The sequence below is a fragment of the Amycolatopsis sp. NPDC114478 genome (assembly GCF_055633805.1).
Window position 1 is genome coordinate 333774 of sequence record NZ_JBVKDO010000002.1, and the last position, 26176, is coordinate 359949.

A 26176-nucleotide genomic window follows, 5' to 3' on the forward strand; every position below is an offset into this window, starting at 1 on the left:
AGTGCACCGCACCTTGATGAACGCCAAGATCCACCGCGCCACCGTCACGCAGGCCGACCTGCACTACGTCGGCTCGCTGACCATCGACGCCGACCTGATGGCCGCCGCGGACATCGTCGAGGGCGAGCGGGTCCAGGTCGTCGACATCACCAACGGCGCCCGCCTGGAGACCTACGCCATCACAGGCGAGCCGGGCACCGGGGTGATCGGCGTCAACGGCGCGGCCGCGCACCTGGTGCACCCCGGCGACCTCGTCATCATCATCACCTACGCGCAGGTGGACGAGGCCGAGCGCGCGGGTCACCGGCCGCGCGTGGTGCACGTGGACGCGGACAACCGCCAGGTCCACCTGGGACACGACCCGGCCGAGCCGGTGCCCGGCGCGGAAGCCCAGCTCTCCGGACGGGGTGGGCGCTGACACAGTTGCTTTTGCCAGGCTGCCCTAAATAAGGTGTGCCTATCCTAAAAGTCTTTGGTGAGAGGTTCACATGTCCGTGTTTCAAGGCGCTGCCGGGCTCAGCCGGCGTGGATTCCTGATCGGGGCCGGTGGCCTCGCGGCGACCGTCGCCCTCACCGCGTGCGGCAGCGGCGAGGACAAGCCCGCCGCTTCGTCCGGCCCCTGGGAGTTCACCGACGACCGCGGCCGGAAGGTGTCGCGCGACCAGCGTCCGACGCGTGTCGTGGCCTACGTCAGCTCCGCGGCCGCGCTGTGGGACTACGGCGTCCGCCCGGTCGGCGTGTTCGGCCCGCAGAAGACGGCCGACGGCGGCAAGGAGATCCAGGCGGGCAACATCGACCTGGGCTCCGTCACCTCGATCGGCAACGCCTGGGACGACTTCAGCATGGAGAAGTTCGCGGCCACCAAGCCGGACCTGGTGATCACCGGCCTCACCGGCGCCAAGCCGACCGACCTGTGGGTGCTCAAGGACGACGTGGGCACCAAGGTCCAGCAGGTCGCGCCGATCGTCGCGCTGTCGGAGTACAAGGTCACGCTGCCGAAGGTGATCGAGCGCTACGAGCAGCTCGCGGTGGCCCTCGGCGGCGACGCGAACTCCGACGTCATCAAGAAGGGCAAGGACGACTTCCGGAAGGCGTCCGACGACCTCAAGGCCGCGATCAAGGCCAAGCCGGGCCTCAAGGTGCTCGTGGTGTCCAGCGACAAGGACAACCTCTACGTCTGCAAGCCGGAGTTCTTCGCGGACCTGGCGTACTACCGCGACCTGGGCCTGGACATCATCAACGGCGCCGGCTCGGACGACTACTTCGAGACGCTCAGCTGGGAGCAGGCGGGCAAGTACCCGGCCGACCTGATCCTGACCGACAGCCGCACGTACGCGCTGTCGCGCCAGCAGCTGGCCGCGATCCCGACGTGGGCGCAACTGCCCGCGGTCAAGGCGAGCCAGCTCGCCGACTGGTCGACCGAACCCCGGTTCAACCCGGTGCTCGCGGCCCCGGTCATCCGGAAGCTGACCGAGGTCGTCACCGGCGCCCGTACGGACATCGCCGCCTGAGGAGGCCCGCATGACCAACCCGTTCGAAGACCCGTCCGGCACCTACCTGGTGCTGGTGAACGCGGAGAACCAGCACAGCCTGTGGCCGGAGTTCGTGGAGGTGCCGGCGGGCTGGACGGTCGCGTTCGGTCCGGCGGGGCGCCAGGAGTGCCTGGACCACGTGGAAGCGAATTGGACGGACATGCGGCCCAAGTCCCTGGCCGAGGCCATGGACGACTGAGTTCCTTTCTGTTCTGCCGACGCCGGGAGCCCGCGGGTTCCCGGCGTTCTCAGTGCCGGACGCGGTAGATCAGGTGCGTGACCGCCTTCGCCGCCCGCACCTCGACCTGCTCGAGATCCAGGGGCGGGACGCCGTCGAACAGCCGCGAGCCGGCGCCGAGCATGAGCGGGACGACGTGCAGCCGGATCTCGTCGATCAGCCCGGCGGCGAGGTACTGGTTGACGGTCCGCGCGCCGCCGTGGATGGAGATGTCCCCGTCGCCGGCCGCCTCGCGAGCGCGTTCGAACGCCGCTTCGATCCCCTCGGTGACGAAGTGGAAGGTGGTGCCGCCGTCCATCGGCTGCGGCGCGCGCGAGTGGTGGGTGAGCACGAAGACCGGTCCGTGGTACGGCGGGTTGTCGCCCCACCAGCCCGTCCACTGCCGGTCCCATTCGCCGCGCACCGGGCCGAACATGTTGCGGCCCATGATGAACGCCTTCGCCGTCATCATCCGCGCGAACTCGTCGGGGTGCTGCTCGGCGCCTTCGCCGAACCAGGCGTGCAGCTTGTCGCCCCAGCCGTCACCGCCGTCTTCGCCGAACGGGCGCTGCTCGGTCTGGTTGATCCCGGCGGCGTAGCCGTCGAGCGAGATCGTGAGGTCGCAGGTCACCTTCGTCATGGGCACCAGCTTGCTGCGTTCGACGCAGGACGTCCAATGCCAACTCGGCCGCGGTATCCGGTTGACCCCGGAAGGCCGGCTGCGCGCTCACGGACGGCGCGTCAGGTGCGCTGGCCTGACCAGGCCGCCCACAGCTTCGCGTACTGGCCGCCCGCCGCGACCAGTTCGTCGTGCGTTCCGGACTCCACCACCGCGCCCGCGTCGAGGACCACGATCCGGTCCGACGCCGCCGCCTGGGTCAACCGGTGGGCCACCACCAGCGCCGTGCGCCCTTCCAGCGCCGCGGCGGCCGCCGACTCCAAGACCCGCGAGCCCGCGCTGCCCGCCTCCGCCGTGGCTTCGTCGAGGATCGCGATCGGCGGGTCGGCCAGCACCAGCCGGACCAGGGCGAGCTGCTGGGCCTGCGTCACCGTCAGCTGGTGCCCGCCTTCGCCGACGACCGTGGCGAGGCCGTCCGGCAGACTGTCCACCCAGGACAGTGCGCCCACCTTCGCCAGCGCCGCACGCAGTTCCGCGTCGGTCGCCGACGGGCGCGCCAGGCGGAGGTCGGCGGACAGGGGCCCCGCGAAGACGTGGACCTCCTGGCTGATCAGCGCGACCGTCCGGCGGGTCGCCTCCGGTCCCAGCTCCTCCAGCGGGACGCCGCCGAGGGTGACCGAGCCCGTGGTGGGCGCGTGGATCCCCGCGATCAGCTTGGCCAGTGTCGTCTTGCCCGCTCCGCTCGCCCCGACCAGCGCCACCCGTTCACCGGGGGCGACGCCGAGGTCGATGTCGCGCAGCACCGGGTGACCGTCCACATAGGAATAGCCGGCCGCCGCCGTCTTCACCGACGCGTCCACCGGCCGGGCCGGCTGTGCGGGCGCGGCTTCGGCGGGCAGGTCCGCGACGCCGATCAGCCGCGCGAGGCCGGCCGCGGCCGCTTGCGCGTCGTCAACCAGGGCCAGCGCCGTCGTGATCGGGCCGAAGAGGCTGTGGAAGTACAGTGCCGCGGCCGTCGCGACACCGACCGTCACCGCGTCCGCGCCGACCAGCAGGAACCCCATGGCCAGCACGGCCGACAGCCCGAGGAACTCCGCCAGGTTGAGCCGCGCGTAGAACCGCGTCACCAGCCGGATCCCGCGCAGGGCCAGGTCGACGGCGACGTCCGACCGCGCGCGCACCCGGTCGAGGTGGGTGTCCGCCAGCCGGAACGCGCGGACGGTCTTCGCGCCGCCGATGGTGTCCAGCAGCTGTTGCTGTTGCGCCCCGATGGCCTCGCGCTGGCTCGCGTACAACGGCTTCGCGCGCGGCACGTACCAGCGGACGGTCCACAGCTGGATCGGCACGGCGACCAGCGCGGCCAGCAGGAACCGCCAGTCCAGCACCGCGAGCGCGCCCAAGGTGAGCACGACCGTCAGCACCGAGCGGCCGAGCTCGGGCAGCGCCTGCCGGACGGCTTCCGCGACGACCGAGACGTCGTTCGTCACGCGCGTCGTGAGGTCGCCGGACCCGGCGCGCTCCAGCTGGTCGAGCGGCAGGCCGAGGGCCCGCTCGACGAAGCGTTCGCGCAGCTCGGCGAGGATCTCTTCGCCCAGCCGCGCCACCAGCGACACGCCGATCGCCGTCGCGACCGCCTGGGCGAGCGCGACCAGCACCAAGCCCACCACGGGCGTGACGAGTTCGGCCGCCGGGTGGCGCGTCGCGACCAGGTCGACGGCCCGGCCGAGCAGGGGCGCGGTGAGCAGCCCGATCGCCGTCGCTGCGACGAGCACCGTGAACGCGGCCGCGGCCCGGCCCTTCGACCGGCCGGCGAGCTCGCCGACGACGGCGCGGATCCGGCGGCCGTCGGCCACGGGGAGGAGTTCGCGGGTCATGACAGCACCGCCGCCCGGTAGTCGGCGCGACCGGCCAGCTCGGCGTGGCTGCCGACGCCGGCGATCCGCCCGTCGTCGAGGAGGACGACGCGGTCGGTCGCGGCGAGCAGCGCCGGGCTGGTGGTCACGAGGATGGTCGTGCGGCCGCGCCGCAGCTCGGCCAGGCCCGCGGCGATCCGGGCCTCGGTGACGGTGTCGACGGCGGTCGTCGGGTCGTGCAGCACGAGCACCGGCGCGTCCACGGCCAGGGCGCGGGCCAGCGCGACCCGCTGCCGCTGCCCGCCCGAGAGCGACCGCCCGCGTTCGCTGACGGCGGTCGCGACGCCGTCGGGCAGCGCCTCGGCGACCTCGTCGACGGCGGCCGCGGTCATGGCCGGTCCGGCGAGCGGTCCGGTTCCGCAGTTCTCGGCGACGGTGCCGGCGAAGAGGTCCGCGTCGTGCGCGGCCACCAGCACCACTTCGCGGACCCGGCTGGGGTCCACAGTGGACAGATCGACGGCGTCGACCGTAACGGTGCCGGTCGCCGGGTCGGCGGCGCGGCCGAGGCAGTCGAGGAGGTCGGTCGCGGCGGCCGGATCGGTGGCGACCACGCCGAGCAGCTCGCCCGGGCGCGCTTCGAAGCCGACGTCCCGCAGCGCGCCGCGGCCGAGCGCGGACAGCCGGACGTGACCCGCTGACGGCGTCGGCAGCGTGGCCTCGCCGGTGTCGACGGCGGGTGGCGCGTTGAGGACGTCGGCGATGCGCGCGGCCGACGCGCGACCCTGAGCGAGCTCGCCGTTGACCCACGAGAAGATCGAGAACGGCGTGATCAGGTACTGCGCGAGCCCGACCGCGGCGACGAGGTCGCCGACGCTGATTTCGCCGGCGGCCGCGAGGTTCCCGCCGACGAGCGCGACGAGGGCGATGAAGATCCCGGTCAGCGCGAGCAGTGCGCCGTTGTGCCAGGCCTGCGCGCGTGCCGCCCGCAGCGTCGCCTTCAACGAGTCCTGGCTGGTGCGGCGGTAGCGGTCGACGGCGGCGCGTTCGGCGCCGACGCCCTTGAGCACGCGCAGCCCGGCGACGAGGTCGGTGGCGATGCCGGAGGCGAACGCGGAGCGTTCCTGCTCGGCCTCGCTGCGGCGCTCGAGGGGCTTCCCGATCAGGTGCGCGAGGTACAGCATCGGCGGCGTGCCGAGCAGCACCAGCAGGCCGAGCGGGACGCTCATGGTGAGCAGCACGACGGCGCTGACCAGCAGCCCGGCCAGCCCGGCGACGCCGAACGGCAGGACGCCGTTGACCTGGCCGACGCGCTTCGCGTCCGACGTCCCGACGCTGACGAGTTCGCCCGCGAGGGACTCCGCGCCGCCGCCGGGGTGCAGCACGCGGCGTCCGACGTCGAGGCGCAGGTCGTGGGCGGCGCGTTCGGCGGCGCGCTCGCCGAAGCGGGCGCCGAGGCGGTAGCTGGTCGACAGCACCGCGAAGAGCACGCCGAGCACCGCGAGCCAGAGGAGCAGTGTGCCCACCGAGCCGCCGGCGACGGCCTGGTCGATCACCACGCCGATCACCACCGGCACCAGCGCCTCACCACCCTGGTGGCACGCGGTCAGCAGCGCCGCGAGGCCCACCGATCGTCGTTGCCCGGTGATCGAACGGCGGAGGACTTCCCGTCCGGTCGTGCGCACCCGCGCCTCCCTGTCCTGTCGTGGGATAGGTAAGGCTAGTCTAAGTAAAGAAGTTACGGGGAGACCGTCGGCTTCGTCTCAGTTGTATCCGGCTCGCCGAAGCGGGCCAGGGCGAGCGCGGCGGCCACGGCGAGGACGAACCCGGCGAGGGCGACGACCGCGAACCCCGGCCGGGTGCGGTCGCCGAGCACGAGCACGCCGACCAGCGACGGGAAGACCGTCTCGCCGAGCACCATCATCGCGGTGCTCGTGGTGACGCTGCCGCGTTGCAACGCCGTCGCGTAGAAGAGCATCGCCATGCCGCCCGCGACCGCGACGGTGTAGGTGGCCGGGTCGGTGAGCAGGTCCAGCGGGGCGAGGCTGGGGATGATCCGGCCGGCGATGGCGACGACGCCGAAGCTGAGCCCGGCGACCAGCCCGAGCGCGGGTGTCCGGAGGCGGCGGCTCGCCTTCCCGGCGGCGATCCCGGCCACGGCCAGCACGGCGACGGCGCCGATCAGCCCGAGCCGGAAGCCGAGCCCGACGGGATCGGAGCCCTCGCTCTCGGCGGCGGCGCCGAGCAGCCCGAGCCCGGCGCACACAACGGCGACGGCCGCCCACTCCTTCGTCCCGAGCCGCACGCCGAGGAACCGCGCGGCGACGGCGGTGACGGCGAGACTGGCGGCGAGCGCGGCCTGCACGACGAAGAGCGGAAGGACGTGCAGGGCGGCGATCTGCGCGACGAACCCGAGGACGTCGAGGGACAGGCCGAGCACGAACTTCCACTGTTTCAGGACGCGGACCAGGAGCTTCGGGTCGACGCCGGGTTTGTCGGTGCCGGTGTCCGCGGCTTTGGCGGCGACCGACTGCATCACCGAAGCCACGCCGTACGCGATTGCCGCGCCGAGCGCGCAGAGCAGTCCCCACCACATGGCGATCACTCTATTTTGTCGGTGCGGTGGGGTACGTTGCGGTCATGTCGAACATGAGTTCGAAGATGCAGCGGTCGTGGCCGGGCCGCCTGGCTTCCGACGAGCTGCGCCTTCAGCTGGACTTCCTCCAGTTCCTCCGCGCGACGGCGGTGAACAAGCTGGCGGGGTTGCCGCTTGCCTTGGCGGTGGCCACGCCGCTGCCGACGTCACCGCGGTTGAGTGCCCTGGGGGTGGTGAAGCACCTGACGGCGGTGGAGCGGTGGTGGTTGTCGATCGAGGCCGGGGGAGCGGACCTGCCGTCGTTGTGGGCGGGTTCGCCGGACCCGAGCTGGGATCCGGCGCCGGAGGACACGCCGGCTTCCGTGGTGGCGGCGTACAAGGCCGAGTGGGCGCGGGCGGAGAAGTCGCTGCGGAGGCTGGGTCCGGACGACCGGACCCGGCGGCGCGGGGAGTTCACGGTTCGGTGGGTGGTGGCGCACGTGGTCCAGGAGACGGCCCGGCATGTGGGGCATTTGGACTTGCTGCGGGAGCTGGCTGATGGGGAGGTGGGGGAGTAGGGAATGTCCGTGTTGTCGGTTGACTTGACCGGCTAACCTGGGTTCGTGGCCGTCGTTGCGGGATACCGCCGATTTCCCGGCCCCCTGGCCCTTCGTGGGCGCCAGTGGGGTTCCGGGGCCATGCCCGCCGCCTGCGCTGTCTGAACGCGCCGCGGTGAACCTCGCCGAGTGTCCGGGCCAGGGGGAGCACCTCGCTCACCCAACCCGCTCACTCAGGAGGTTCCGTCGTGCCCGCCCTGCTCACTCCCACCCAGCTCACTCGCGACCTCGCCGTCCGGGATCTGACTGATCCCGCGGCCGGGCCGCATGCCGTTCAGCTCGTCGTCGAGCGGGCCGTCTCCGCTGTGGGTCGCCCCGGCACTGAAATCCGGCGGTGGCCCGGCGATCGGATCGTCACCGTCGCCGACAACTACGACCGCCTCGGCTACGACCCCGCCGACGTCACCCGCGACGCTCGCTACACCCGCTACGTCGACGAAAGTCACGTGCTGCGCAGCCACTCCAGTGCCCTGGTTCCCGCCGCACTGCGGGCGCTCAAGGCCTGCCCCGTCGATGACGCCCTGCTCGTCTGCCCCGGCGTCGTCTACCGGCGCGACTCCATCGACCGGCTGCACAGCGGCACCCCGCACCAGCTCGACCTCTGGCGGATCACCCGCGGGACGACCACCAAAGCCGACCTTGAACACCTCGTCGAATCGCTCGTCGGAACCCTCCTGCCGGGACGCCCGTGGCGGCTCGAACCCCGCCGGCATCCGTACACAGTGGAGGGTGCCCAGCTCGACGTCGAGCATGAGGGCGGGTGGGTCGAGGTCGCCGAGTGCGGGCTGGCCCACCCGGCCGTCCTCGCGCGGGCCGGGCTCGGGGACGGCTGGTCCGGCCTCGCCCTCGGCATGGGGCTCGACCGGATGCTCATGCTGCTCAAGGGCATCCCCGACATCCGCCTGCTGCGCTCGGCGGACCCGGCCGTCGCCGCTCAGCTCACCGATCTCGCGCCCTACCGTCCGGTGTCCGCGCTGCCGCCCGTGCGTCGCGACCTCTCGATCGCCGTCGCCGCCGACGACCGGGCCGAGGACCTCGGCGACCGCGTCCGCACCGCCCTCGGCGACGACTCGGACCTCGTCGAGTCGGTCGAGATCCGGCAGGAGACGCCGTGCGCACGGCTCCCGCCGCAGGCCCTGGCGCGATTGGGCGCGGAAAGGCACCAGAAGAACCTCCTGGTCCGGCTGGTGCTCAGGCCGCTGGACCGCACGCTGTCGGACGCGGAGGCGAACGCGCTGAGGGATCGTGCGTACGCGGCCCTGCACCAGGGCACCGCGCACCAATGGTCAGGCTCGGTACCCCCGGAGCGCGCGGGCGGCCGGTGAAGCGGCCCGGATCCCGCCGTTGGCCATCAAGACCAGGACCAGGCGGCGGTGGCCGCGCACCGGAGGATGCAGGCCAAGTCTCCGGGAGGATCGTGCTCACCCCGGCGGAAAGCCGACCCGTAGGGTGGGGCCATGGCAGATCGGCTCTACTTCCGGCAGCTGCTCGCCGGGCGGGACTTCGCCGTCGGTGATCCCGTGGCGACGCAGATGGTGAACTTCGCCTACCTCATCGGCGACCGGGACACGCGGGAAGCGGTCATCGTCGACCCCGCCTACGCCGTGCAGGATCTGCTCTCGGTGCTCGAAGCCGATGGCATGCGGCTCACCGGGGTGCTCGCCACGCACCACCACCCCGACCACGTCGGCGGCGAGATGCTCGGCTTCGACCTGCCCGGCGTCGCCGAACTGCTCGCCATCCAGCCGGTGCCGATCCACGTCAACGGCGCCGAGTCCGAGTGGGTCCGCCGCGTGACCGGGGTCGAGGACAGCGATCTGCGCGCCCACGACCACGACGACGTCCTCGAGGTCGGGTCCGTTCCGATCCGGATGCTGCACACCCCCGGTCACACGCCCGGCAGCCAGTGCTTCCTCGTCGAGGACAAGCTCGTCTCCGGCGACACGCTCTTCCTCGAGGGCTGCGGCCGCACCGACTTCCCCGGCGGCGACGCCGAGGAGATCTACCGCAGCCTGCAAGCCCTCGCCGGGCTGCCCGGCGATCCCGGCGTCTATCCGGGCCACCAGTACTCGGCCGAGCCGTCGGCGCCGCTGTCGGACGTCAAGCGCACCAACTTCGTCTACCGGCCGCGGTCGCTCGACGAGTGGAAGGTCATGTTCGGCGGCTGAGCAAGCCGTTCCACGGGCTGAAACCCCGCGATTTCACGGACTGGGCGCCGATTGACTTCGCCTGCCCGGGGCCCGATGGTCGGGACCACGCAATCCCGAACATCCCCGTCCCCGGGAGAAATCCGTGTCGATTTCCACCACGGGCGTGCTTCCCCGCGCCCGGAAGCGCGCCGACGGGCCGCCGCGCAAGCTCGCGTGGCGGCCCGACCTGCGGCGCTGGATCAGCCCGGTGGTGCTCGTCGCCGCCTGGCAGGTCTTCAGCGCCACCGGCGTCGTGCCGCCCGACAAGCTCAGTTCACCGTGGACGGTCCTGCAGGCCGGCGTCGAAACCGCGCGCAGCGGCGAACTCGGCGACGCGTTCGCCGTGTCGCTCGGCCGCGTCGGCGCCGGGTTCGCGCTCGGCCTCCTCGCCGGCGTGCTGCTGGGCATCGTCTCCGGCCTGTCGCGCTGGGGCGAGGCGCTGGTCGACCCGCCCGTCCAGATGCTGCGCACGCTGCCGTTCCTCGGGCTGATCCCGCTGTTCATCCTGTGGTTCGGCATCGGCGAGGAAACCAAGATCGTGCTGGTCGCGCTCGGCGTGGCCTTCCCGCTCTACCTCAACGTCCACTCGGGAATCCGCGGCGCCGACCCCGACCTGGTGGAAGCTTCACGGGCGCTGGGGTTCAGCCGCGCGGAACGGCTCTGGCACGTCGTCCTGCCCGGTGCGCTGCCGCAGGGGCTCGTCGGGCTGCGGCAGTCGCTCGGCCTCGCCTGGCTCGCGCTGATCGTCGGCGAGACGGTCAACGCCGACGCCGGGGTCGGCTACCTCATCAACAACGCGCGGGAGTTCCTGCGCACCGACGTCGTGGTCGTCGGTCTCGTCCTGTACGCCCTGCTCGGCCTGGTCACCGACGCGCTGGTCCGGCTGCTGGAACGGAAGGTGCTGCGGTGGGGAACCCGGTAGCGGAGGTCCGCGAACTCACGAAGAAGTTCGGGGATCGGACGATCCTGAGCGGACTCGACCTGACCGTCGAGCGCGGCGAGTTCGTCGCGCTGCTGGGCCGCAGCGGGTCGGGCAAGTCGACGCTGCTGCGGGTGCTGGCCGGCCTGGACGGCGACGTCGACGGCCACGTGGTGGTGGGCGGGACCGTCTCGGTCGCCTTCCAGCAGCCGCGGCTGCTGCCGTGGCGGAAGGTCTGGCGCAACGTCGTCCTCGGCCTGCGCCAGGACGGCGTCTCGAAGTCCCGCAACCGCGCGGTGGCCGAGAAGGCGCTCGCGGAGGTGCACCTGACCGAGCACGCCGACGACTGGCCCCTGACGCTGTCCGGTGGGGAGGCGCAGCGCGTTTCGCTGGCCCGCGCCCTGGTCCGCGAACCCGGCCTGCTCCTGCTCGACGAGCCGTTCGGCGCTCTCGACGCGTTGACGCGGATCGCGATGCACGGGCTGGTCGTGGACCTGTGGCGGCGGCACCGGCCGGGCGTGCTGCTGGTGACCCACGACGTCGACGAGGCCCTGCGGCTCGCCGGCCGGGTCCTGGTGCTCGACGGCGGCCGGATCGTGGCCGAGCACCGGCCGCGCGAAGCCGACCACGACGACCTCCGCCGGCGCGTGCTGGCCGACTTGGGAGTGACCGAAGATGCGGTGGCGTAACGGAATCGCGGTCGTCGCGGCGGCGCTGACCCTGGCCGGCTGCGGCTCGGCGACCGGCACCGACCAAGCTGCCGTGCCGGGCCCGGTCAGCGCGGCGGATCTGGCCAAGGTGACGCTCAAGGTCGGCGACCAGAAGGGCGGCGCCAAGTCGCTGCTGACCGCGGCCGGCCTGCTCGACGGCACGCCCTACAAGATCGAATGGTCGACGTTCACCTCGGGGCCGCCGCTGCTCGAAGCCGCGTCGGCCGGCGCGATCGACACCGGCCGCGTCGGCAACACGCCGCCGATCTTCGCGGCCGCGGCGAAGGCGAAGATCAAGGTGATCAGCGTGTCGCACAGCAACGTCGAGCGGGAGGCCATCCTCGTCCCGCCCGATTCGACCTTGCCGGACGTCGCCACGTTGAAGGGCAAGACGATCGGCGTCGCCAAGGGCAGCTCGGCGCACGGGCAGCTGCTGAACACGCTGCACAACAACGGATTGTCCACAAAGGACGTCAAGCTGAGCTTCCTGCAGCCGGCGGAGGCCTACGCCGCGTTCACCCAGCACACGATCGACGCCTGGGCGATCTGGGACCCCTACACCGCGCAGGCCCAGATCGAAGCGCACGCCCGGGTGCTGGCCGACGGCCGGGGCGCCTCGAACGGGCTCGCCTTCCTGACCGCGGGCACCGCCGCGCTGGCCGACCCCGGGAAGAACTCCGCGTTGCGGGACTTCGCCGTCCGGGTCGTCAAGGCACAGAAGTGGGCCGACACGCACCGCCCGGAGTGGGCGCAGGCGTGGGCGAAGGAGACCGGGCTCAAGCTCGAGGTCGCGCAGAAGGCCGTCGACGCCGGGCGGGACCTGCCGATCGCGCTGGACGACTCGGTGGTGGCGTCCGAACAGCAGCTCGCGGACGCCTTTACCGACGAGAAGACCCTGCCGGGCAAGGTGGACTTCGCCGCCTTCGCCGACCGGCGGTTCGCCCCCGACCTGGACCAGGCTAGGAGCAACGGATGAGCATCGCGCTGCACTGGTTCCTGCCCACCAGCGGCGACGGCCGCACGATCGTGGAACGCTTCCACGCCAACCGGTCCCAGGGCCCGTCGGCGCAACGCCAACCCGACCTGGACTACCTGGCCCAGGTCGCCCGCGCGGCCGAGCGGCAGGGCTTCGAAGGCGTCCTGACGCCGACGGGCACGTGGTGCGAGGACGCGTGGCTGACCACGGCCGCGCTCATCCGCGAGACGACCCGGCTGAAGTTCCTGGTCGCCTTCCGCCCGGGTGTCATTTCGCCGACGCTGGCCGCGCAGATGGCCGGCACCTTCCAGCGGCTGTCGGACGGCCGCGTGCTGCTCAACATCGTCACCGGCGGCGACGCGGTCGAACAGCGGCGCTTCGGTGACTGGCACGACCACGACGCCCGGTACGCGCGCACCGACGAGTTCCTGACCATCGTCCGCGGCGTCTGGTCCGGGCAGCCGTTCACCTTCGAAGGCGAGCACCTGCGCGTCGAAGGCGCGACGACGCTGGCCGCGCCGGACCCGGTGCCGCCGATCTACTTCGGCGGGTCGTCGCCGGCCGCGCTGCCGGTCGCGGCGCGGCACGCGGACGTCTACCTGACCTGGGGCGAGCCGCCCGCGCAGGTGGCGAAGAAGATCGGCAAGGTCCGCGAGCTGGCCGGCGACCGGCCGATCCGGTTCGGCGTCCGGCTGCACACGATCTCGCGCGACACGTCGGCCGAGGCGTGGGCGGAGGCGCAGAAGCTGCTGGACGCGCTGAGCCCGGACCAGGTCGCGAAGGCGCAGGCGCAGCTGGCCGCGAGCGAGTCGGTCGGGCAGCAGCGGATGGTCGCGCTGCACGGCGGCCGGACGGACGGCGGGGTCCGCGGGCTGGAGATCCACCCGAACCTGTGGGCCGGGGTCGGCTTGGTCCGCGGCGGCGCGGGGACCTCGCTGGTGGGCAGTCACAGCGAAGTCGCCGACTTGATCGAGGAGTACCACAGCGTCGGCGTCAGCGAGTTCGTGCTGTCGGGCTACCCGCACCTGGAGGAGGCTTACTGGTTCGGCGACGGCGTCCGGCCCGAGCTGGCCCGGCGCGGGCTGCTGAAGGAGTACTAACCCCAGCGGGTCGAGGCGTAGACGACGATGTTGTCGCGGTAGGACCGCTTCGCCGCGTCGAAGCTGCCGCCGCAGGTGATGAGCCGCAGCGCGCTGCCCGGCGCGGGTCCGTACACCGCGTCGGTCGGGAACGCGTTCTTCGGGTAGCGCTGGACGGTGTCCACGACGAACCGGGTCTCCTGGCCGTCGGAGCGCGTGACGAACACCGGGTCGCCGTCGCGCAGGTCGCGCAGCCGGAAGAACGGCGCCGGGCCGGACCGGGAGTCGACGTGCGCGGCGATCACCGCCGGCCCGGGGTCTCCCGGGACCGGGCCGGCGGCGTACCACCCGACGTCTTCGAAGCGCGCCGGTGCTTCGAGCTGGTGGTCCGCCCCCAGCCCGAGCGGCACGAGCGCGGGTGCGTCGACGCCGATCGCGGGAATCCGCAGCCGCACCGGACGGACCTCGGCCGCGGTGGGCAGCAGCTTCGGCCCGGTCGCCGTCTCCGCCGGGGTGGTCGCCGCCGTCGGTGGCGCCGCGGGCGGCGGAGCCGGGGCGCAGCCCGCCACCACCAAGGCGGCGACGAGCAGCGCGCCGACGTCACCGCGCACGAGCCGCCCGGCGTCCCACGACGAGCGCGGCCAGCAGCCCGACCACCGCGAGGGCCGGCCACAGCGGCGTTCCGGACGGCGACGCCGTGCCACCACCGCCGGTTTCGACGCCCAGCTTCGGCGGCTGGGGCAGCGAAGCGCCGTCGGAGATCGGGTTCGCCTTCAGCACGCCGTTGTTCTCGAGGACGAACACGGTCGTCGAACTCCCGGCCTTGACGTCGACCTCGGGGCTGGTCTTCGCCGTGCCGCTGCGCAGCTGCAGCGGCCAGCGCCCCTGCGGCACGTCGACGTAGGGCGAGGTGAAGCCGTAGGGCGCGTCCTGGGCGAGCAGGACGCCCGGGCCGTCGACGGAGACCGGCGCGATCGCCGCCGACCCTTCGACGATCCGGAGGCGGCCCTTGCCCGCGGCCGGCGCGGTGAGGTCGTCGGTGACCAGGGTGCCCTTGAGCGTGCTGCCCGGGCCGTTCGTGAACACGAGCAGCGAGTACGCGGACCGCTCGGCGATCTCGATCGTCGCCGACAGCGCGGGCGGTGTGCTGGACGCGGCATCGGCGGGCCGCATCGACAGCGTGTACTTCCCGGGGTCGAGCGAGGAGTACGGCGTGACGGCGCCGTAGCCCGCCTTGCGGATGACGACCTTCTCGGCCTGGCCGAACGGCGCGAAGTAGATGTCCACCGGCGGGACCTTGGGGGAGAGGTGACCGACCCGGATCCAGCCGACGCCCGGGCCGGGCGCGGTCGCCGCCTCGGCCGTGACCGGCGTCAGCGCGACGAGCAGGAGGGCTGCGGCGGCCAGCCCGCCGGGTCTGAGCAGGAGCTGGGGGAGAGTGCGCATCGGAGGGCCTCTTTTCACCGGATCAGGGAGAGGAGAACGGGACGAGCAGTCCCGGGGGTGCGAACAGCGGGTAGGTGACGAGCACGCCGCCGCCGGTCCGGACGACCGACGAGGGGCGGAACAGGTCGCGCTGGCCGGTGTAGAACGCGGCCGCGCCGTCTTCGCCGCCGGTGAGCAGCACCCGCCGGCGGGGTTGCCCGGCGGGGTCTTCGCCGGGGACTTCGGGGAACGCCGTGACGCGGACCGGCTGCAGCGCCGCGAGCGCGGCGATCGTCGCGATCAGCCGGGGGTCGACGCGGCCCGCGCGCAGCGGGACGGCGGCGTCCGGGGTGAAGGTGATCCGGGCCGACGCCTGGAGGGCCTCGCCCGCGTGGGCGCGGGCCGACGATTCCGACGGCGCCGCCGGGTCGGCGGGCGGCAGCCCCAGGCGCGAGACCGTGACGCTGCCGTCGCCGGTGCCGAACACCGCGGTCGCGCCGGAGCCGTCGAAAGCCGCGTCGAGGGCCGGGTAGCGGTCCCGGAGATCGGCCTCGTCGGCGGCGAAGACGGCCCACTCGGCCGGCGGGCAGGTCGCCGCGCACGCGGCGGGCGCGACGAGCATGCCGGTCGGCCAGCCCGCCTTCGCGAGCTCGGCCCAGGCGCCGTCGTCGACCAGCACGCGGGCGCCGGAAGCGTTGACCCGCAACCAGTTCCCCGCGTCGGCCAGGGGGCCGCCCCGGTCGGCCGCCGGCCGCAGCGCGGGGTAGCCGTACGCCCAGCCGACGGCGACCATCACGACGAGCACGACCGCCGCGAGCGCGGTGCCGGTTTGCCGCCGGGCTTCCCAGCGGTGGGCCGCGTCGCGCTGCCGGGTCACGGCCTGGACGACGCCGGCCAGCAGCAGCGGCGTCACCGGCAGCAGCAGCGCGAGCACGGCGGTGTCCGGCACGCCGGGGACGAGCAGGGCCGCGACGAGCAGCAATCCGGACACCGCGAACGGCCGCAGCGCCGTCACGGCGAGGGCGGCCACCAGGGCGACGGTCGACAGCACCGCCCAGGCCGGGTCGAGCGCGACCCAGTCGGCGACCGAGGGGCGGCCCGAAGCCGCCAGGTGCGGCCGCAGGAGCCCCGCCGCCGGACCGAACGCGATGCCGAGCCCGAGGTTGAGCAGCACCGCCACGAGCGCGGCCCGCACGGGCGCGCGCCGCACCAGCAGCCAGCCGGCCGCGGGCAGGAAGACCAGCGCCAGCGGCGACGTGAGCACGGCCGCCAGCAAGCAGACCGCGGCCAGGACGTCGTGCCGGATCCGGGCGTCGGGCCGGGTGAGCAGCACCAGCGCGCCCAGCGCCCACACCGCCGCCAGGTGTTCGACGACGACCAGCCGCTGCAGGCCGAGTGCCAGCGGGGACGCCGCGAGCAGCAGCACCGCGGCCGCCGCCGCCCAGCGCGTCAGGCCGAGCCGCCGGGCCAGGACCCACAGCAGCAGCGCGCCGAGCACGGCGACGACGAGCATCGTTTCGCGGACCGCCACGAGCGCCATGGCCGAGCGCCCGAAGGCGTCCGAAACCATGGTGTAGGCCGAAAGCTGCCACCAGCCGAACGGGCTGACCCCGCCGCCGCCCGCGTCGGTGAACGCCGTGAAGTGCCCGAGCGCGTAGGCGTGCGCGACGTTCACGGCTTCGGCGGGCAGGGCCGGTGCCGGCGCGGCGAGGTAGAGCACCCGCAGGCCGCCGGCCAGTGCCAGCAGCGCGAGGACGACGTCGAGCGACAGCAACCGGTGCGCGGCCACCGGTTCGGAGAGCGTCGCGGGGGAGCGGCCCGCGACCGTCGTCCCCCGGCTGTGCTGGGCCATTGGACGGATCGTAGCCGCTCCCGATCACCCGTCCAGCTCGGGAGGGTTACGTCAGCCGGACGGCCCAGTGGCCGGAAAAGCGTTGTCCCGCAAGATTATTTCCGACTGTCCGGAGTGGATCCGGAGAGTGTCCGGGTCAACGCGAGCGCGACCGTCCGGACGGCGGGCGCGACCCGTTCGGTCCGCATCCGGTTGGCCCAGCCGGAAATCGAGACCGCGGCCACCGCCTCGCCGCGCGCGTCGAGCAGCGGGCTCGCCGCGCACACGACGCCGACGCCGGATTCTTCGCGCTCCAGCGCGATCCCGCCTTCGCGGACCCGCGTCAGCTGGCGCCGCAGCAGACCGGGCGCGGTGATCGTCTTGGGGCTCATCCTGGGCAATCCGGCGTCGATGACCTGGTTCACCACGGATTCCGGAGAGAACGCGAGGATCGCCTTGCCGACCCCGGTGGCGTGCGCCGGGAAACGGCCGCCGATCCGCGACGGCAGCGTCGGCGCGTCGGGGCCGCGCAGCACGTCGAGGTAGACGACTTCGGTGCCCTCCAGGATCGCGAGGTGCACGGTGTTGCGGGTCGCCTCGCGCAGGTCGGCGAGATAGGGCCGGGCGGCTTCGACCAGTCCACGGCGGGGCGAGGCCAGTTGGCCGATTTCGAACAGCCGCAGCCCCAGCCGCACCGCACCCCCCTCACGGGTGAGGAGGCCGGTGTCGGCGAGGTGACCCGCCAACCGGTGCACCGTCGTCTTCGCCAGCCCGGTCCGGCGGGCCAGTTCGGAGACGCCCAGGGCGTCGTCGCCCGGCCGGAAGGCTTCCAGCAGCGCGGCGAGCCGGGCCGCGACGAGACCGTCGCCGCTCGCGCCGTCGTTCCGCCCAGCGGTACGCATGGGTTGAGTGTGCCCGATCCGCCGCGCGACTGTCACGAGGTCGGCAAGGAGGTGGAGGTCAGTGGTCGTCGGCGCCGAGCACGAGTTTCACGCAGTGGGCGACGAGCCGGTCGCGCGAGACCTTCAGCGAGCCGTCGAGGTAGGCGATGAAGACGTTGCTCAGCGCGCCCACCAGCCCGACGGCGACCATCCGGCGCTCGGTCTCGTCGCCGTGGGACAGCTGTTCGCCGACGAGCGCGGCGAACACCGGCAGCAGGTGCAGGCCGCGGCGGGTCAGCGCGGGGTCGGTCAGCGGCGCGAGCAGCAGGATCCGGCCCTTGCGGGGGTCGTCGACGATCAGCTCGACGAACGCGCGGACGGCGTTCTCGGCCCGCAGCACCGGGGTCGGCGCGTCCCGGACCGCGTCCACGAGGGCTTGGCGGGCCTGCTCGCCGACGTGCTCGTAGACGGCGGCGACCAGCTCTTCGCGGTCGGTGAAGCTCTCGTAGAAGTAGCGCTCGGTGAGCTTCGCCTGCCGGCACACCGCGCGCACGCTCGTGCCGGCCGAGCCCTCGGTGCCCAGCAGCTCGAGACCCGCGGAGACGAGCTGCGCGCGCCGCTGCGCCCTGCGGTCGTCCAGGGTCGTGCCCGCCCACGTGCGGCCCGGCATGATCACTCCTCGGTTGACTACGTGTGTTGTCAGATCCTAGCCTGACAACAGCCGTAGTCAGTCGGACTCGACGAGGAGAGCCGCCGATGACCCGCGAAGCACCCCAGCCGCTGGGCCCCGACTCGCTGACGTGGAAGTACTTCGGCGACTGGCGCGGCCTGCTGATCGCGCTGTGGGCCGGGTCGATGCAGAACATGCACCCGGGCCTCGGCGCCGGCGTCGAGCAGCACTCGCGGTTCTTCGAGGAGCGCTGGCAGCGGCTGTTCCGCTCGCTCTACCCGATCGGCGGGGTCGTCTACGACGGCCCGCGCGCGCACGCGACGGCCCTGGAGGTCCGCGGCTACCACGACCGCATCAAGGGCGTCGACGCGCGAGGCCGGCGCTACCACGCGCTCGACCCGGACACCTACTACTGGGCGCACTCGACGTTCTTCGTCAGCACGATCCTCATCGCCGACCACTTCATGGGCGGCATCGGCGAGGCGGAGAAGCGGCGGCTGTTCGACGAGCACGTCACGTGGTGGCGGATGTACGACATGACCATGCGGCCGGTGCCCGGGAGCTGGGAGGACTTCCAGCGCTACTGGAAGCACATGTGCGCCGAGGTCCTGGAGGACAACAAGGCCACCCGGGACGTCCTCGACCTGCGGGGGATCGCGAAACCGCCGTTCCTGCCGTGGCTGCCGGACGTGCTGTGGCGGCCGGTGAGCGCGCTGGTCGCGAAGAACTTCCGCTGGCTGACCATCGGGCTCTACGACCGCGAGGTCCGCGACCTGCTCGGCTTCCGCTGGTCGGAGCGCGACGCCCGCCGGCACCGCCGGGTGGGGAAGCTGATCAACGCCGTCTTCAAGCTCGTCCCGCACGACCGCCGCTACCACCCGCGGGCCCGCGCCGGCTGGCGCCGCGTGCGCGGCGAGGTGGCTCCGGACGCCGCCTTGGTCGAGACTCCACGCAGGAACCTGCCGCCGCTGTCCGAGCGGGGCAAGCCGGAGCACTACGCGCCGAACGTCCGTCGTAACGCCTAGGAGGCATTCGTGAAGCTGGGATTCCACGTCGGGTACTGGGGCAGCGGGCCGAGGCCGGGCGCGCTGGAGGCCGTGCTGAAGGCCGAGGAGCTCGGGTTCGACTCGGTGTGGACGGCGGAGGCGTACGGCTCGGACGCGTTCACGCCGCTGGCCTGGTACGGCGCGTCCACCAGCCGGATCCGGCTCGGCACGAACATCGTGCAGATGTCCGCGCGCACCCCGACCGCGACGGCGATGAGCGCGATGACGCTGGACCACCTCTCCGGCGGCCGGATGGTGCTCGGGCTGGGCGCGTCCGGCCCGCAGGTCGTCGAGGGCTGGTACGGGCAGCCGTACCCGAAGCCCCTGGCGCGGACGCGGGAGTACGTGGACATCGTCCGGCAGGTGATCGCCCGCGAGGCCCCGGTGACCCTGGACGGCCAGCACTACCAGCTGCCGCTCCAGGGCGGCACCGGGCTCGGGAAGGCGCTGAAGCCGACCGTGCACCCGCTGCGCAAGGAGATCCCGATCCACCTGGCCGCGGAAGGCCCGAAGAACGTCGCCCTCTCGGCCGAGATCGGCGACGGCTGGCTGCCGCTGTTCTTCTCCCCGAAGAGCAACGGCTTCTACAAGGCCGCCCTCGAGGAGGGGTTCGCCCGCGAGGGTGCCCGGCACACCCTGGAGACGTTCGAGGTGCCGTGCTCGATCCCGGTGATCGTGCACGACGACGTCGAGGAGGCGGCGTCGTGGATCAAGCCGTCCCTGGCGTTGTACATCGGCGGCATGGGCGCGAAGAGCGTGAACTTCCACCACGACGTCTTCGCCCGCCTCGGCTACGAGGACGTCGCCGACAAGGTCCAGGAGCTGTACCTGGCCGGCCGCAAGGACGAGGCGACCGCCGCGATCCCGACGTCGCTGGTGGAGGACACGTCGCTGATCGGGCCGGCCGCCAAGATCCGCGACGAGCTGCAGGCCTGGGAGGAAACGGTGGTCACGCAGCTGCTTCTGCGCGGTGACGCGGCGACGTTGGAGAAGATCGCCCGCGCGCTCGGCTAGCGCGGGCCCCGGTCGTGGCCTTGGTCACGACGATGGCACGATTCCCCTCGACCACTACCGGGTGCGCGCCGAGATCGAATACTCATGGCCTGCACCCGGTACGCCGTTTCGAGGAGGACCATGACGACGCTGTCCGGCCGGACGAGGTTCCGCTATTCGCTCGGCTCGTTCGTCACCGGCTCCTTCGGCACGGTCCCCGGCCTGGTCCTGGTCAAGTACCTGACCGACACCATGGCCGTGCCCGCCGGCTGGGCCGCCGCGATCGTCTTCGTGCCCAAGGCCTGGGACTTCTTCTTCAACCCGGTCGCCGGCCGGCTGTCCGACGCCGACCTGATCAAGACCGGCAGCCGGCGGCGCTTCCTGCTGATCGGCGGCATCGGCGTCGCGATCCTGTTCGCGGCGATGTTCGCCCACCCCGGCTTCGGGAGCCCGCTGCCGGACGCGCTGTACGTGGCGGTCATGTTCGCCGCTTGCGCCACGGCGTACGCGCTGTTCCAGGTGCCGTTCAACGCGCTGCCCGCCGAGCTGACCGGGTCGGCGACCGAGCGGACGAAGCTGACCAGCGTCCGGATCGGCGTGCTGGCCGTGACGATCCTGATCTGCGGCGGCGGCGCCCCGGCGATCACCGCCGCGATCGAAGGCGTCGCCGGCTACCGGGTCATGGCCGTGGTGATCGGGCTGATCGTGCTGGCCGCGACGCTGCTGGTGTACTTCGGGCTCAAGGACGCGCCGGTCGGCTCGCTGCGGCCGAACACCGTGAACCTCAAGGAGCTCGTCAGCACGCTCGCCGGCTGGCGGCCGTTCCGCTGGCTGCTCGGCACGTACTTCATCCAGGCGCTGGGCATCGGCACCGTGCTCGCAGCGATCCCGTTCTTCGCCCAGCGCATCCTCGGCAGCGACAACTACGGCACGATCCTGTTCGTCATCTTCGTCGGCCCGGCGCTGGTCACCATGCCGCTGTGGCCGCGCCTCGGCGACCGCGTCGGCAAGCTCAACGGCTTCCGGCTGGCGACCGCGGCGTTCGCGATCGGCCTGCTGGGCCTGGTGTTCGCCCAGTCGATCCCGCTGGTCGTGTCGTTCGTCTTCGTGGCGCTCTGCGGCGTCGGCTACGCGGGGATCTCGGTGTTCCCGCTGGCGATCCTGCCGGACCTGATCACCGCCGAGGAGGAGCGGACCGGCGAGACCCGCGCGGGGATCGCGGCCGGCGTGTGGACGGCGGGGGAGACGCTCGGGCTGGCCTTCGGGGGCGGGCTCTGGGCGCTGATCCTGGCGTTCGGCGGGTACGTGTCCAGCACGGACGCGACGGCCTTCCAGCCGCACAGCGCGATCGTGGCGATCCTGATCGGGTCGTCGATCATCCCCGGTGTGCTCATCGCGCTGGCGCTGCCGATGCTGAGGCGCAAGGTCCTGGAACCGCGGCATGAACCCGCCTGAGGACGTCCTCGCGCAGCTGCGGGAGCTGCGCGCGGGTGACCTGCCGACGCACGGCGGCCGCACCCTGGCCTACGTCTACGACAGCGGGCTGTCCGAAGTGGACTCCCTCGGCGCGGCGGCGCACGCGCTGGCGTCGTCGGCCAACGGCCTCGACCCGACGGCGTTCCCGAGCCTGCTGCGCATGGAGAACGACCTCGTCGCGGCGGCTTCTTCGTTGCTCGGCGACGTTCCCGGCGTCGTCGGCTCGGTGACCTCCGGCGGCACGGAGTCGTGTCTGCTGGCGGTGCTCGCGGCCCGGGACGCGCGGCCCGACGTTTCGTCGCCGTCGATCGTGCTGCCGACCACCGCGCACGCGGCGTTCCACAAGGCGGCGCACCTGTTCGGGCTGCGGCGGATCGACGTCCCGGTCGACCCGGTGACGTTCCGCGCCGACCCGGCGGCGATGGCCGCGGCGATCGACGACTCGACGGTGCTGGTGGTGGCGAGCGCGCCGTCGTACGCCCACGGCGTGCTGGACCCGATCGCTTCGATCGCGGCGGCCGCTCTCGAGCGCGGAGTCCGGATGCACGTCGACGCGTGCATCGGCGGCTGGGTGCTGCCGTACTTCGCCCGCCTCGGCGCCGACGTGCCGCCGTTCGACTTCCGCGTCCCGGGCGTGACCAGCGTGTCGGTGGACCTGCACAAGTACGCGTACTGTCCGAAAGGGACGTCGGTGCTGCTGCACGCGTCGGCGGAGCTGCGGCGCTCGCACTACTTCGCGAGCGCGGCCTGGCCTGGCTACACGATGCTGAACACGACGATCCAGAGCACCCGCTCGGGCGGCCCGCTCGCGGCGGCGTGGGCGGTGGTCCGCCACCTCGGCTCCGAGGGCTACCTTTCGTTGGCGGCGTCCACGCGGGAAGCGGTTTCCCGGATCCGGTCCGGCATCTCCGAGATCCACGGACTGCGCGTGCTGGGCGACCCGGTGTCGACGCTGATCGCGTTCACCGGCGACGACGGCTTCGACCTGTTCACGGTGGCCGACGAGATGAAGGTCCGCGGCTGGTACGTCCAGCCGCAGTTCGCCCACCTGTCGTCACCGGTGAACCTGCACCTGACGGTGACGGCGGCGAACCACGGCAGCGAGAAGGAGTTCCTGACCGACCTCGCGGCTGCGGTGGACGCGGCTCGCGAGGCGGGCCCGGTCGTGATCGACCCGGCGGTCGCGGAGTTCGTGGCAGCGCTGGACCCGGCGACTTTGACGTCGGAGCAGTTCGCGGGCTTGCTCGCCGCGGCCGGCCTCGGCTCCGGCGCGGGCCTGCCGGACCGGATGGCGGAGATCAACGCGCTCCTCGCAACGGCACCGGCGCCGTTGCGGGAGCGGCTGTTGCTGGAGTTCCTGGGCGCGCTTTACACGCCCTGACTCACTGGTTTCGCGAAGCCAGGCCCGCGGGCGCCGACTTGACCGCGGCGTGAATCGCGTCCGCCAGGGCCAGGGCGTCCTCCTCCGTCAGTTCCAAAGCCACCCGCGCCGAAGCGCCCAAGCCGGGGTTGCGGAAGTCGATGTTCACCGTGTGCGCGTACGGCGCGTGGACCGGGTGGTCGACGTACACGGTCCCTTCGTTCAACCGGAACCAGCCGCGGGCGCCCTTGCCGCTGCCCTCGAGTTCGAACTTCTCCGTGAGGTAAGTGCACATGAGTGAGGTCCTCTCAGGCGGTCAGCGTGCGGGAGTAGAAGTCGAGGATGCGTTCCCAGCCGTCCTTCGCGGCTTCCGGCCGGTAGCTCGGGCGGTCGACCGCGAAGAACGCGTGGCCCGCGCCCGCGTACGTGTGGAACTCGTGCTCCTTGCCCAGCTTCTCCAGCTCGGCCGCCAGCACGGCGACCTCGTCCGGGCTCGGGAACTGGTCGTCCGCGCCGAAGATGCCCAGCAGCGGGCACGACAGCTGCGAAGCCAGGCCCAGCAACGGCTTCATCATCTTCATGGCCTCGGGCGGGTCGTTGACGACGAAGGCGCCGTAGCAGTCGACCGCCGCGTCGAGGTCCAGGGAACACGCGGACAGGAACGCGTGCCGCCCGCCCGAGCAGTGCCCGATGACGCCGACCCGGCCGTTGGCGTTCTCCAGGGCGCGCAGGTAGTCCGCCGCGCCCGAGACGTCGCCGACCAGGCGGTCGTCGGGGATGCCGCCGGCCGCGCGGACCGTCGCCGCCGCGTCGTCCGGGTCCGCGCCCGGCGCTTCGCGCGTGTAGAGGTTCGGGCAGAGCGCGTTGTAGCCCTCGACGGCGAAGCGGCGCACCATCTCCTTGGTCGCCGCGTCGTAGCCGGGCAGGTGGTGGATCACCACGACCCCGCCGCGCGGAGTCGTGTCGGTCGGTTTGGCCAGGTAAGCCTCGAGCTCGTCCCCGCCGTGGCCGGTGATGGTGACGGTCCCGGCGACGATCTCGTCGGTCATCGGTTCTCCTTCGATCCCTCGGGGGTGTGGAAGTAGCGCTTGCCGCGCGAGGCGGACGCCACCGCGGCGACGACGGCCATCACCGCGGCCGCGGTGAACACGACCACCAGGCCGTGGTGGAACGGTCCGGAAACGAGCTGCGGGAAGAACTCCCCGCCGGTCAGGGCCGAGCGGTCCGCCGGGGACAACCCGGCCAGGACGTCCGGACCCAGCAGGTGCCCGACCGGGTTGCTGCCGAGGAACGCCGCGAACAGCGTGCTGACCGGCGGCAGCTGCGCGACGCCGTCGGCGACGGCGGCCGGGACGCCGTGGGCCTGCAGCCCGCCGGTCAGCGTCTGGGGGAGCGACGACGCCAGCCCGGCGATCATCAGCGAGAAGAACACGCCGATCGACAACGACGTCCCGGAGTTCTGGAACGTCGCCCGCATGCCGGACGCGACCCCGCGCTGCTCGGTCGGCACGCTGCTCATGATCGCCGAGGTGTTCGGCGCGGAGAACATGCCCTGGCCGATCCCGCTCAGCACGAGCAGCGCGGCGAAGGCGGGGTAGGGGAAGTCCACCGGCAACGCGAGCAGGCCGAGGAACGCCGCCGCGACCAGCAGCAGCCCGCCGGTGGAGAACAGCCGGGCCCCGAACCGGTCGGACAGGTAGCCCGAAACCGGCCCGGCGATGAGGAAGCCGACGGTCAGCGGCAGCAGGTAGATGCCCGCCCACAGCGGGGTGCGCTCGTAGTCGAAGCCGTGCAGGGGCAGCCAGATCCCCTGCAGCCAGATGATGAGCATGAACTGCATGCCACCACGGGCGACCGAAGTCAGCAACGCGGCGATGTTGCCGGCGGCGAACGCGCGGATCTTGAACAGGCTCAGCTGGAACATCGGCGCGGCGACCCGGGTCTCGATGACGCCGAACAGCAGGAGCAGCAGCACGCCGGCGACGATCCCGCCGAGCACCCACGGGCTGCCCCAGCCGGTGGCGGCGTCTCCGTAGGGCTGGATGCCGTAGGTGATCGCGGCGAGCAGCAACGCGGTCCCGGCGGCGAAGGTGATGTTGCCGCCCCAGTCGACCTTCGCCCGCTTCGGCGTCCCGACCTCGCGCAGGCTGCGGATCGACCAGATCGTGCCGAGCAGCCCGAACGGGACGCTCACCCAGAACACCGCGCGCCAGTCGATCTCGGCGAGCAGGCCGCCGACGACCAGGCCGAGGAACTGCCCGGCCAGCGCGGTGATCTGGTTGACGCCGAGCGCCATCCCGCGTTGTTCCGCCGGGAAGGCGTCGGTCAGGATCGCGGCCGAGTTCGCCGTCAGCATCGACCCGCCGACGGCCTGGACGATCCGCCAGCCGATCAGCCACAACGCGCCGCCGCCGGCGTGGAACGGGTCGAACGACAGAGCCACCGACGCGACGCTGAAGACGACGAAGCCGAGGTTGTACATCTTGACCCGGCCGAACATGTCGCCGAGCCGCCCGAGCGTCACCACCAGCACGGCCTGCACCAGCAGGTAGCCGAGGATCATCCAGAGCAGGTAGCCGATGTTGCCGGGCGCGAGGGGGTCGAGGCCGATGCCGCGAAAGATCGCCGGCAGCGAGATGATCACGATCGAGCCGTCGAGCGCGGACATCAGCACGCCGAGCGTGGTGTTCGAGAGCGCGACCCACTTGTAGCGGCTCGGGGTTTCGGTGACGGTCACAGCTCGTCCGCCAGCCGCTCGATGAGCGGGATGGCCGCGATCAGCTCGCGCTGCTCGGCCGCGGTGAACTTCTCGGCCAGCGCGGTCGCCATCTTCTCCGTCGTCCGCGAACGGCGGTCGGTGAGCAGCTTGACGCCGGTTTCGGTGACCGACATCAGCACCTTGCGGCCGTCGGAGTCGTCCTTGCGCCGCTCGACGAGCCCGCGGTCGACGAGGCCGGCCAGCGTCACGCCCATGGCCTGCGGCTTGACGCGTTCGAGGTCGGCCAGACACCCCGGGGTGGCCGGGCCCTCCCGGTCGAGCCGGGAGAGCACCGACCGTTCGGGCAGCGTCAGCTCCCCGACGACGTACCCCTGCCGCAAGCGCCGGATCACCCGGCCCAGCGCGACGCGCAGGTCCGCGCTCGCCTGGAGGAGGTCCTCGTCCGTCACGATCGTCAACCTAGACTGATAAACCTGGGTTGATCAACTCGGA

At 72.5% G+C, this 26176-nt stretch carries 27 protein-coding genes; 14 read left to right on the top strand and 13 right to left on the bottom strand.

The genetic code is table 11. The features are described 5' to 3' along the window. The first annotated feature begins 1 nt into the window (after position 1). The 3 genes from panD (at position 2) to ACZ7OH_RS06150 (ending at position 1731) form a co-directional block, all read left to right on the top strand. A complete protein-coding gene (gene panD, locus ACZ7OH_RS06140; protein ID WP_470279854.1) occupies positions 2-418 on the top strand; it encodes an aspartate 1-decarboxylase in 417 nt (138 codons plus the stop codon). Positions 419-488: 70 nt separating this feature from the next. Next, complete coding sequence (locus ACZ7OH_RS06145; protein WP_470279855.1) at positions 489-1511, top strand: ABC transporter substrate-binding protein; 1023 nt, start codon at positions 489-491, stop codon at positions 1509-1511. Between the two features lie 10 nt (positions 1512-1521). Continuing rightward, the gene (locus ACZ7OH_RS06150) at positions 1522-1731 is read left to right on the top strand and encodes an MbtH family protein (RefSeq protein ID WP_470279856.1); all 210 of its coding nucleotides are present in this window, start codon (positions 1522-1524) and stop codon (positions 1729-1731) included. A 49-nt stretch (positions 1732-1780) separates the two neighbouring features. On the opposite strand, the gene ACZ7OH_RS06155 is transcribed toward ACZ7OH_RS06150, so the two are convergent. The 4 genes from ACZ7OH_RS06155 to ACZ7OH_RS06170 form a co-directional block, all read right to left on the bottom strand. Continuing rightward, on the bottom strand, positions 1781-2389 hold the full coding sequence (locus ACZ7OH_RS06155) for a dihydrofolate reductase family protein (RefSeq protein ID WP_470279857.1): 609 nt from the start codon (positions 2387-2389) through the stop codon (positions 1781-1783). A gap of 101 nt (positions 2390-2490) precedes the next feature. Beyond that, entirely contained in the window at positions 2491-4242 is a 1752-nt protein-coding gene (locus tag ACZ7OH_RS06160) for an ABC transporter ATP-binding protein (RefSeq protein WP_470279858.1), read from the bottom strand. Then, positions 4239-5903, bottom strand: coding sequence for an ABC transporter ATP-binding protein (locus ACZ7OH_RS06165; protein WP_470279859.1), 1665 nt, complete (start codon positions 5901-5903; stop codon positions 4239-4241). Before ACZ7OH_RS06165 ends, ACZ7OH_RS06160 begins: the two co-directional genes overlap by 4 nt. Positions 5904-5956: 53 nt before the next feature. Continuing rightward, the gene (locus tag ACZ7OH_RS06170) at positions 5957-6814 is read right to left on the bottom strand and encodes a DMT family protein (RefSeq protein ID WP_470279860.1); all 858 of its coding nucleotides are present in this window, start codon (positions 6812-6814) and stop codon (positions 5957-5959) included. Between the two features lie 44 nt (positions 6815-6858). On the opposite strand from ACZ7OH_RS06170, the gene ACZ7OH_RS06175 reads away from it, so the two are divergent. From ACZ7OH_RS06175 to ACZ7OH_RS06205, 7 genes are all read left to right on the top strand, one after another. Then, a complete protein-coding gene (locus ACZ7OH_RS06175) occupies positions 6859-7371 on the top strand; it encodes a DinB family protein (RefSeq protein WP_470279861.1) in 513 nt (170 codons plus the stop codon). Between the two features lie 227 nt (positions 7372-7598). After that, positions 7599-8735 carry a PheS-related mystery ligase SrmL gene (gene srmL, locus ACZ7OH_RS06180; protein ID WP_470279862.1) on the top strand — a complete coding sequence of 379 codons (1137 nt, stop codon included), beginning with the start codon at positions 7599-7601 and terminating at the stop codon, positions 8733-8735. Between the two features lie 132 nt (positions 8736-8867). After that, a complete protein-coding gene (locus ACZ7OH_RS06185) occupies positions 8868-9578 on the top strand; it encodes an MBL fold metallo-hydrolase (RefSeq protein WP_470279863.1) in 711 nt (236 codons plus the stop codon). A gap of 124 nt (positions 9579-9702) precedes the next feature. After that, positions 9703-10521: an ABC transporter permease gene (locus tag ACZ7OH_RS06190; protein ID WP_470279864.1), complete on the top strand. Its 819-nt coding sequence runs from the start codon at positions 9703-9705 to the stop codon at positions 10519-10521. Next, the gene (locus ACZ7OH_RS06195; protein WP_470279865.1) at positions 10506-11207 is read left to right on the top strand and encodes an ABC transporter ATP-binding protein; all 702 of its coding nucleotides are present in this window, start codon (positions 10506-10508) and stop codon (positions 11205-11207) included. Before ACZ7OH_RS06190 ends, ACZ7OH_RS06195 begins: the two co-directional genes overlap by 16 nt. Continuing rightward, complete coding sequence (locus ACZ7OH_RS06200) at positions 11194-12204, top strand: ABC transporter substrate-binding protein (protein ID WP_470279866.1); 1011 nt, start codon at positions 11194-11196, stop codon at positions 12202-12204. The genes ACZ7OH_RS06195 and ACZ7OH_RS06200 overlap by 14 nt, the downstream gene beginning before the upstream one ends. Then, positions 12201-13304 carry an LLM class flavin-dependent oxidoreductase gene (locus ACZ7OH_RS06205; protein WP_470279867.1) on the top strand — a complete coding sequence of 368 codons (1104 nt, stop codon included), beginning with the start codon at positions 12201-12203 and terminating at the stop codon, positions 13302-13304. The genes ACZ7OH_RS06200 and ACZ7OH_RS06205 overlap by 4 nt, the downstream gene beginning before the upstream one ends. On the opposite strand, the gene ACZ7OH_RS06210 is transcribed toward ACZ7OH_RS06205, so the two are convergent. From ACZ7OH_RS06210 to ACZ7OH_RS06230, 5 genes are all read right to left on the bottom strand, one after another. Continuing rightward, positions 13301-13894, bottom strand: coding sequence for a class F sortase (locus tag ACZ7OH_RS06210; protein ID WP_470279868.1), 594 nt, complete (start codon positions 13892-13894; stop codon positions 13301-13303). The genes ACZ7OH_RS06205 and ACZ7OH_RS06210 overlap by 4 nt on opposite strands. Beyond that, positions 13884-14729, bottom strand: coding sequence for a DUF4397 domain-containing protein (locus tag ACZ7OH_RS06215; RefSeq protein WP_470279869.1), 846 nt, complete (start codon positions 14727-14729; stop codon positions 13884-13886). Before ACZ7OH_RS06215 ends, ACZ7OH_RS06210 begins: the two co-directional genes overlap by 11 nt. A gap of 22 nt (positions 14730-14751) precedes the next feature. Then, entirely contained in the window at positions 14752-16560 is a 1809-nt protein-coding gene (locus ACZ7OH_RS06220) for a glycosyl transferase (RefSeq protein WP_470279870.1), read from the bottom strand. A 95-nt stretch (positions 16561-16655) separates the two neighbouring features. After that, positions 16656-17441, bottom strand: a complete 786-nt coding sequence (locus ACZ7OH_RS06225) for an IclR family transcriptional regulator (protein ID WP_470279871.1) — start codon at positions 17439-17441, stop codon at positions 16656-16658. A 58-nt stretch (positions 17442-17499) separates the two neighbouring features. Then, positions 17500-18090, bottom strand: coding sequence for a TetR/AcrR family transcriptional regulator (locus ACZ7OH_RS06230; RefSeq protein ID WP_470279872.1), 591 nt, complete (start codon positions 18088-18090; stop codon positions 17500-17502). 86 nt (positions 18091-18176) lie between these two features. Here ACZ7OH_RS06230 and ACZ7OH_RS06235 point away from each other — a divergent pair, with 86 nt between their 5' ends. The 4 genes from ACZ7OH_RS06235 (at position 18177) to ACZ7OH_RS06250 (ending at position 22986) form a co-directional block, all read left to right on the top strand. After that, positions 18177-19115, top strand: a complete 939-nt coding sequence (locus tag ACZ7OH_RS06235; protein WP_470279873.1) for an oxygenase MpaB family protein — start codon at positions 18177-18179, stop codon at positions 19113-19115. Positions 19116-19124: 9 nt separating this feature from the next. After that, positions 19125-20150 carry an LLM class F420-dependent oxidoreductase gene (locus ACZ7OH_RS06240; RefSeq protein WP_470279874.1) on the top strand — a complete coding sequence of 342 codons (1026 nt, stop codon included), beginning with the start codon at positions 19125-19127 and terminating at the stop codon, positions 20148-20150. A 120-nt stretch (positions 20151-20270) separates the two neighbouring features. After that, entirely contained in the window at positions 20271-21584 is a 1314-nt protein-coding gene (locus ACZ7OH_RS06245; protein ID WP_470279875.1) for an MFS transporter, read from the top strand. Next, positions 21571-22986 carry a pyridoxal phosphate-dependent decarboxylase family protein gene (locus ACZ7OH_RS06250; RefSeq protein WP_470279876.1) on the top strand — a complete coding sequence of 472 codons (1416 nt, stop codon included), beginning with the start codon at positions 21571-21573 and terminating at the stop codon, positions 22984-22986. The genes ACZ7OH_RS06245 and ACZ7OH_RS06250 overlap by 14 nt, the downstream gene beginning before the upstream one ends. A 1-nt stretch (position 22987) precedes the next feature. On the opposite strand, the gene ACZ7OH_RS06255 is transcribed toward ACZ7OH_RS06250, so the two are convergent. Genes ACZ7OH_RS06255 through ACZ7OH_RS06270 form a run of 4 tightly spaced genes read right to left on the bottom strand, consistent with a single transcriptional unit; the run spans position 22988 to position 26133 of the window. Then, on the bottom strand, positions 22988-23260 hold the full coding sequence (locus tag ACZ7OH_RS06255; RefSeq protein WP_400873157.1) for a DUF6295 family protein: 273 nt from the start codon (positions 23258-23260) through the stop codon (positions 22988-22990). Positions 23261-23273: 13 nt separating this feature from the next. Further along, positions 23274-24014, bottom strand: coding sequence for a dienelactone hydrolase family protein (locus ACZ7OH_RS06260; protein ID WP_470279877.1), 741 nt, complete (start codon positions 24012-24014; stop codon positions 23274-23276). Beyond that, positions 24011-25702 (bottom strand): MFS transporter, encoded by a 1692-nt coding sequence (locus ACZ7OH_RS06265; protein ID WP_470279878.1) that lies wholly within the window; start codon positions 25700-25702, stop codon positions 24011-24013. Before ACZ7OH_RS06265 ends, ACZ7OH_RS06260 begins: the two co-directional genes overlap by 4 nt. Continuing rightward, the gene (locus ACZ7OH_RS06270; RefSeq protein ID WP_230863148.1) at positions 25699-26133 is read right to left on the bottom strand and encodes a MarR family winged helix-turn-helix transcriptional regulator; all 435 of its coding nucleotides are present in this window, start codon (positions 26131-26133) and stop codon (positions 25699-25701) included. The genes ACZ7OH_RS06265 and ACZ7OH_RS06270 overlap by 4 nt, the downstream gene beginning before the upstream one ends. Between the last annotated feature and the right edge of the window lie 43 nt (positions 26134-26176).

Excerpts from the sequence above, each read along its gene's own strand:
- ACZ7OH_RS06245 (WP_470279875.1), top strand. The coding sequence starts at position 20,271 with ATGACGACGCTGTCCGGCCGGACGAGGTTCCGCTATTCGCTCGGCTCG.
- ACZ7OH_RS06200 (WP_470279866.1), top strand. The coding sequence starts at position 11,194 with ATGCGGTGGCGTAACGGAATCGCGGTCGTCGCGGCGGCGCTGACCCTG.
- ACZ7OH_RS06170 (WP_470279860.1), bottom strand. The coding sequence starts at position 6,814 with ATGTGGTGGGGACTGCTCTGCGCGCTCGGCGCGGCAATCGCGTACGGC.
- ACZ7OH_RS06145 (WP_470279855.1), top strand. The coding sequence starts at position 489 with ATGTCCGTGTTTCAAGGCGCTGCCGGGCTCAGCCGGCGTGGATTCCTG.
- ACZ7OH_RS06155 (WP_470279857.1), bottom strand. The coding sequence starts at position 2,389 with ATGACGAAGGTGACCTGCGACCTCACGATCTCGCTCGACGGCTACGCC.
- ACZ7OH_RS06205 (WP_470279867.1), top strand. The coding sequence starts at position 12,201 with ATGAGCATCGCGCTGCACTGGTTCCTGCCCACCAGCGGCGACGGCCGC.
- ACZ7OH_RS06255 (WP_400873157.1), bottom strand. The coding sequence starts at position 23,260 with ATGTGCACTTACCTCACGGAGAAGTTCGAACTCGAGGGCAGCGGCAAG.
- ACZ7OH_RS06235 (WP_470279873.1), top strand. The coding sequence starts at position 18,177 with ATGACCCGCGAAGCACCCCAGCCGCTGGGCCCCGACTCGCTGACGTGG.
- ACZ7OH_RS06225 (WP_470279871.1), bottom strand. The coding sequence starts at position 17,441 with ATGCGTACCGCTGGGCGGAACGACGGCGCGAGCGGCGACGGTCTCGTC.
- ACZ7OH_RS06230 (WP_470279872.1), bottom strand. The coding sequence starts at position 18,090 with ATGCCGGGCCGCACGTGGGCGGGCACGACCCTGGACGACCGCAGGGCG.
- ACZ7OH_RS06250 (WP_470279876.1), top strand. The coding sequence starts at position 21,571 with ATGAACCCGCCTGAGGACGTCCTCGCGCAGCTGCGGGAGCTGCGCGCG.
- ACZ7OH_RS06175 (WP_470279861.1), top strand. The coding sequence starts at position 6,859 with ATGTCGAACATGAGTTCGAAGATGCAGCGGTCGTGGCCGGGCCGCCTG.
- ACZ7OH_RS06185 (WP_470279863.1), top strand. The coding sequence starts at position 8,868 with ATGGCAGATCGGCTCTACTTCCGGCAGCTGCTCGCCGGGCGGGACTTC.
- ACZ7OH_RS06260 (WP_470279877.1), bottom strand. The coding sequence starts at position 24,014 with ATGACCGACGAGATCGTCGCCGGGACCGTCACCATCACCGGCCACGGC.
- ACZ7OH_RS06220 (WP_470279870.1), bottom strand. The coding sequence starts at position 16,560 with ATGGCCCAGCACAGCCGGGGGACGACGGTCGCGGGCCGCTCCCCCGCG.
- ACZ7OH_RS06215 (WP_470279869.1), bottom strand. The coding sequence starts at position 14,729 with ATGCGCACTCTCCCCCAGCTCCTGCTCAGACCCGGCGGGCTGGCCGCC.
- ACZ7OH_RS06160 (WP_470279858.1), bottom strand. The coding sequence starts at position 4,242 with ATGACCCGCGAACTCCTCCCCGTGGCCGACGGCCGCCGGATCCGCGCC.
- ACZ7OH_RS06150 (WP_470279856.1), top strand. The coding sequence starts at position 1,522 with ATGACCAACCCGTTCGAAGACCCGTCCGGCACCTACCTGGTGCTGGTG.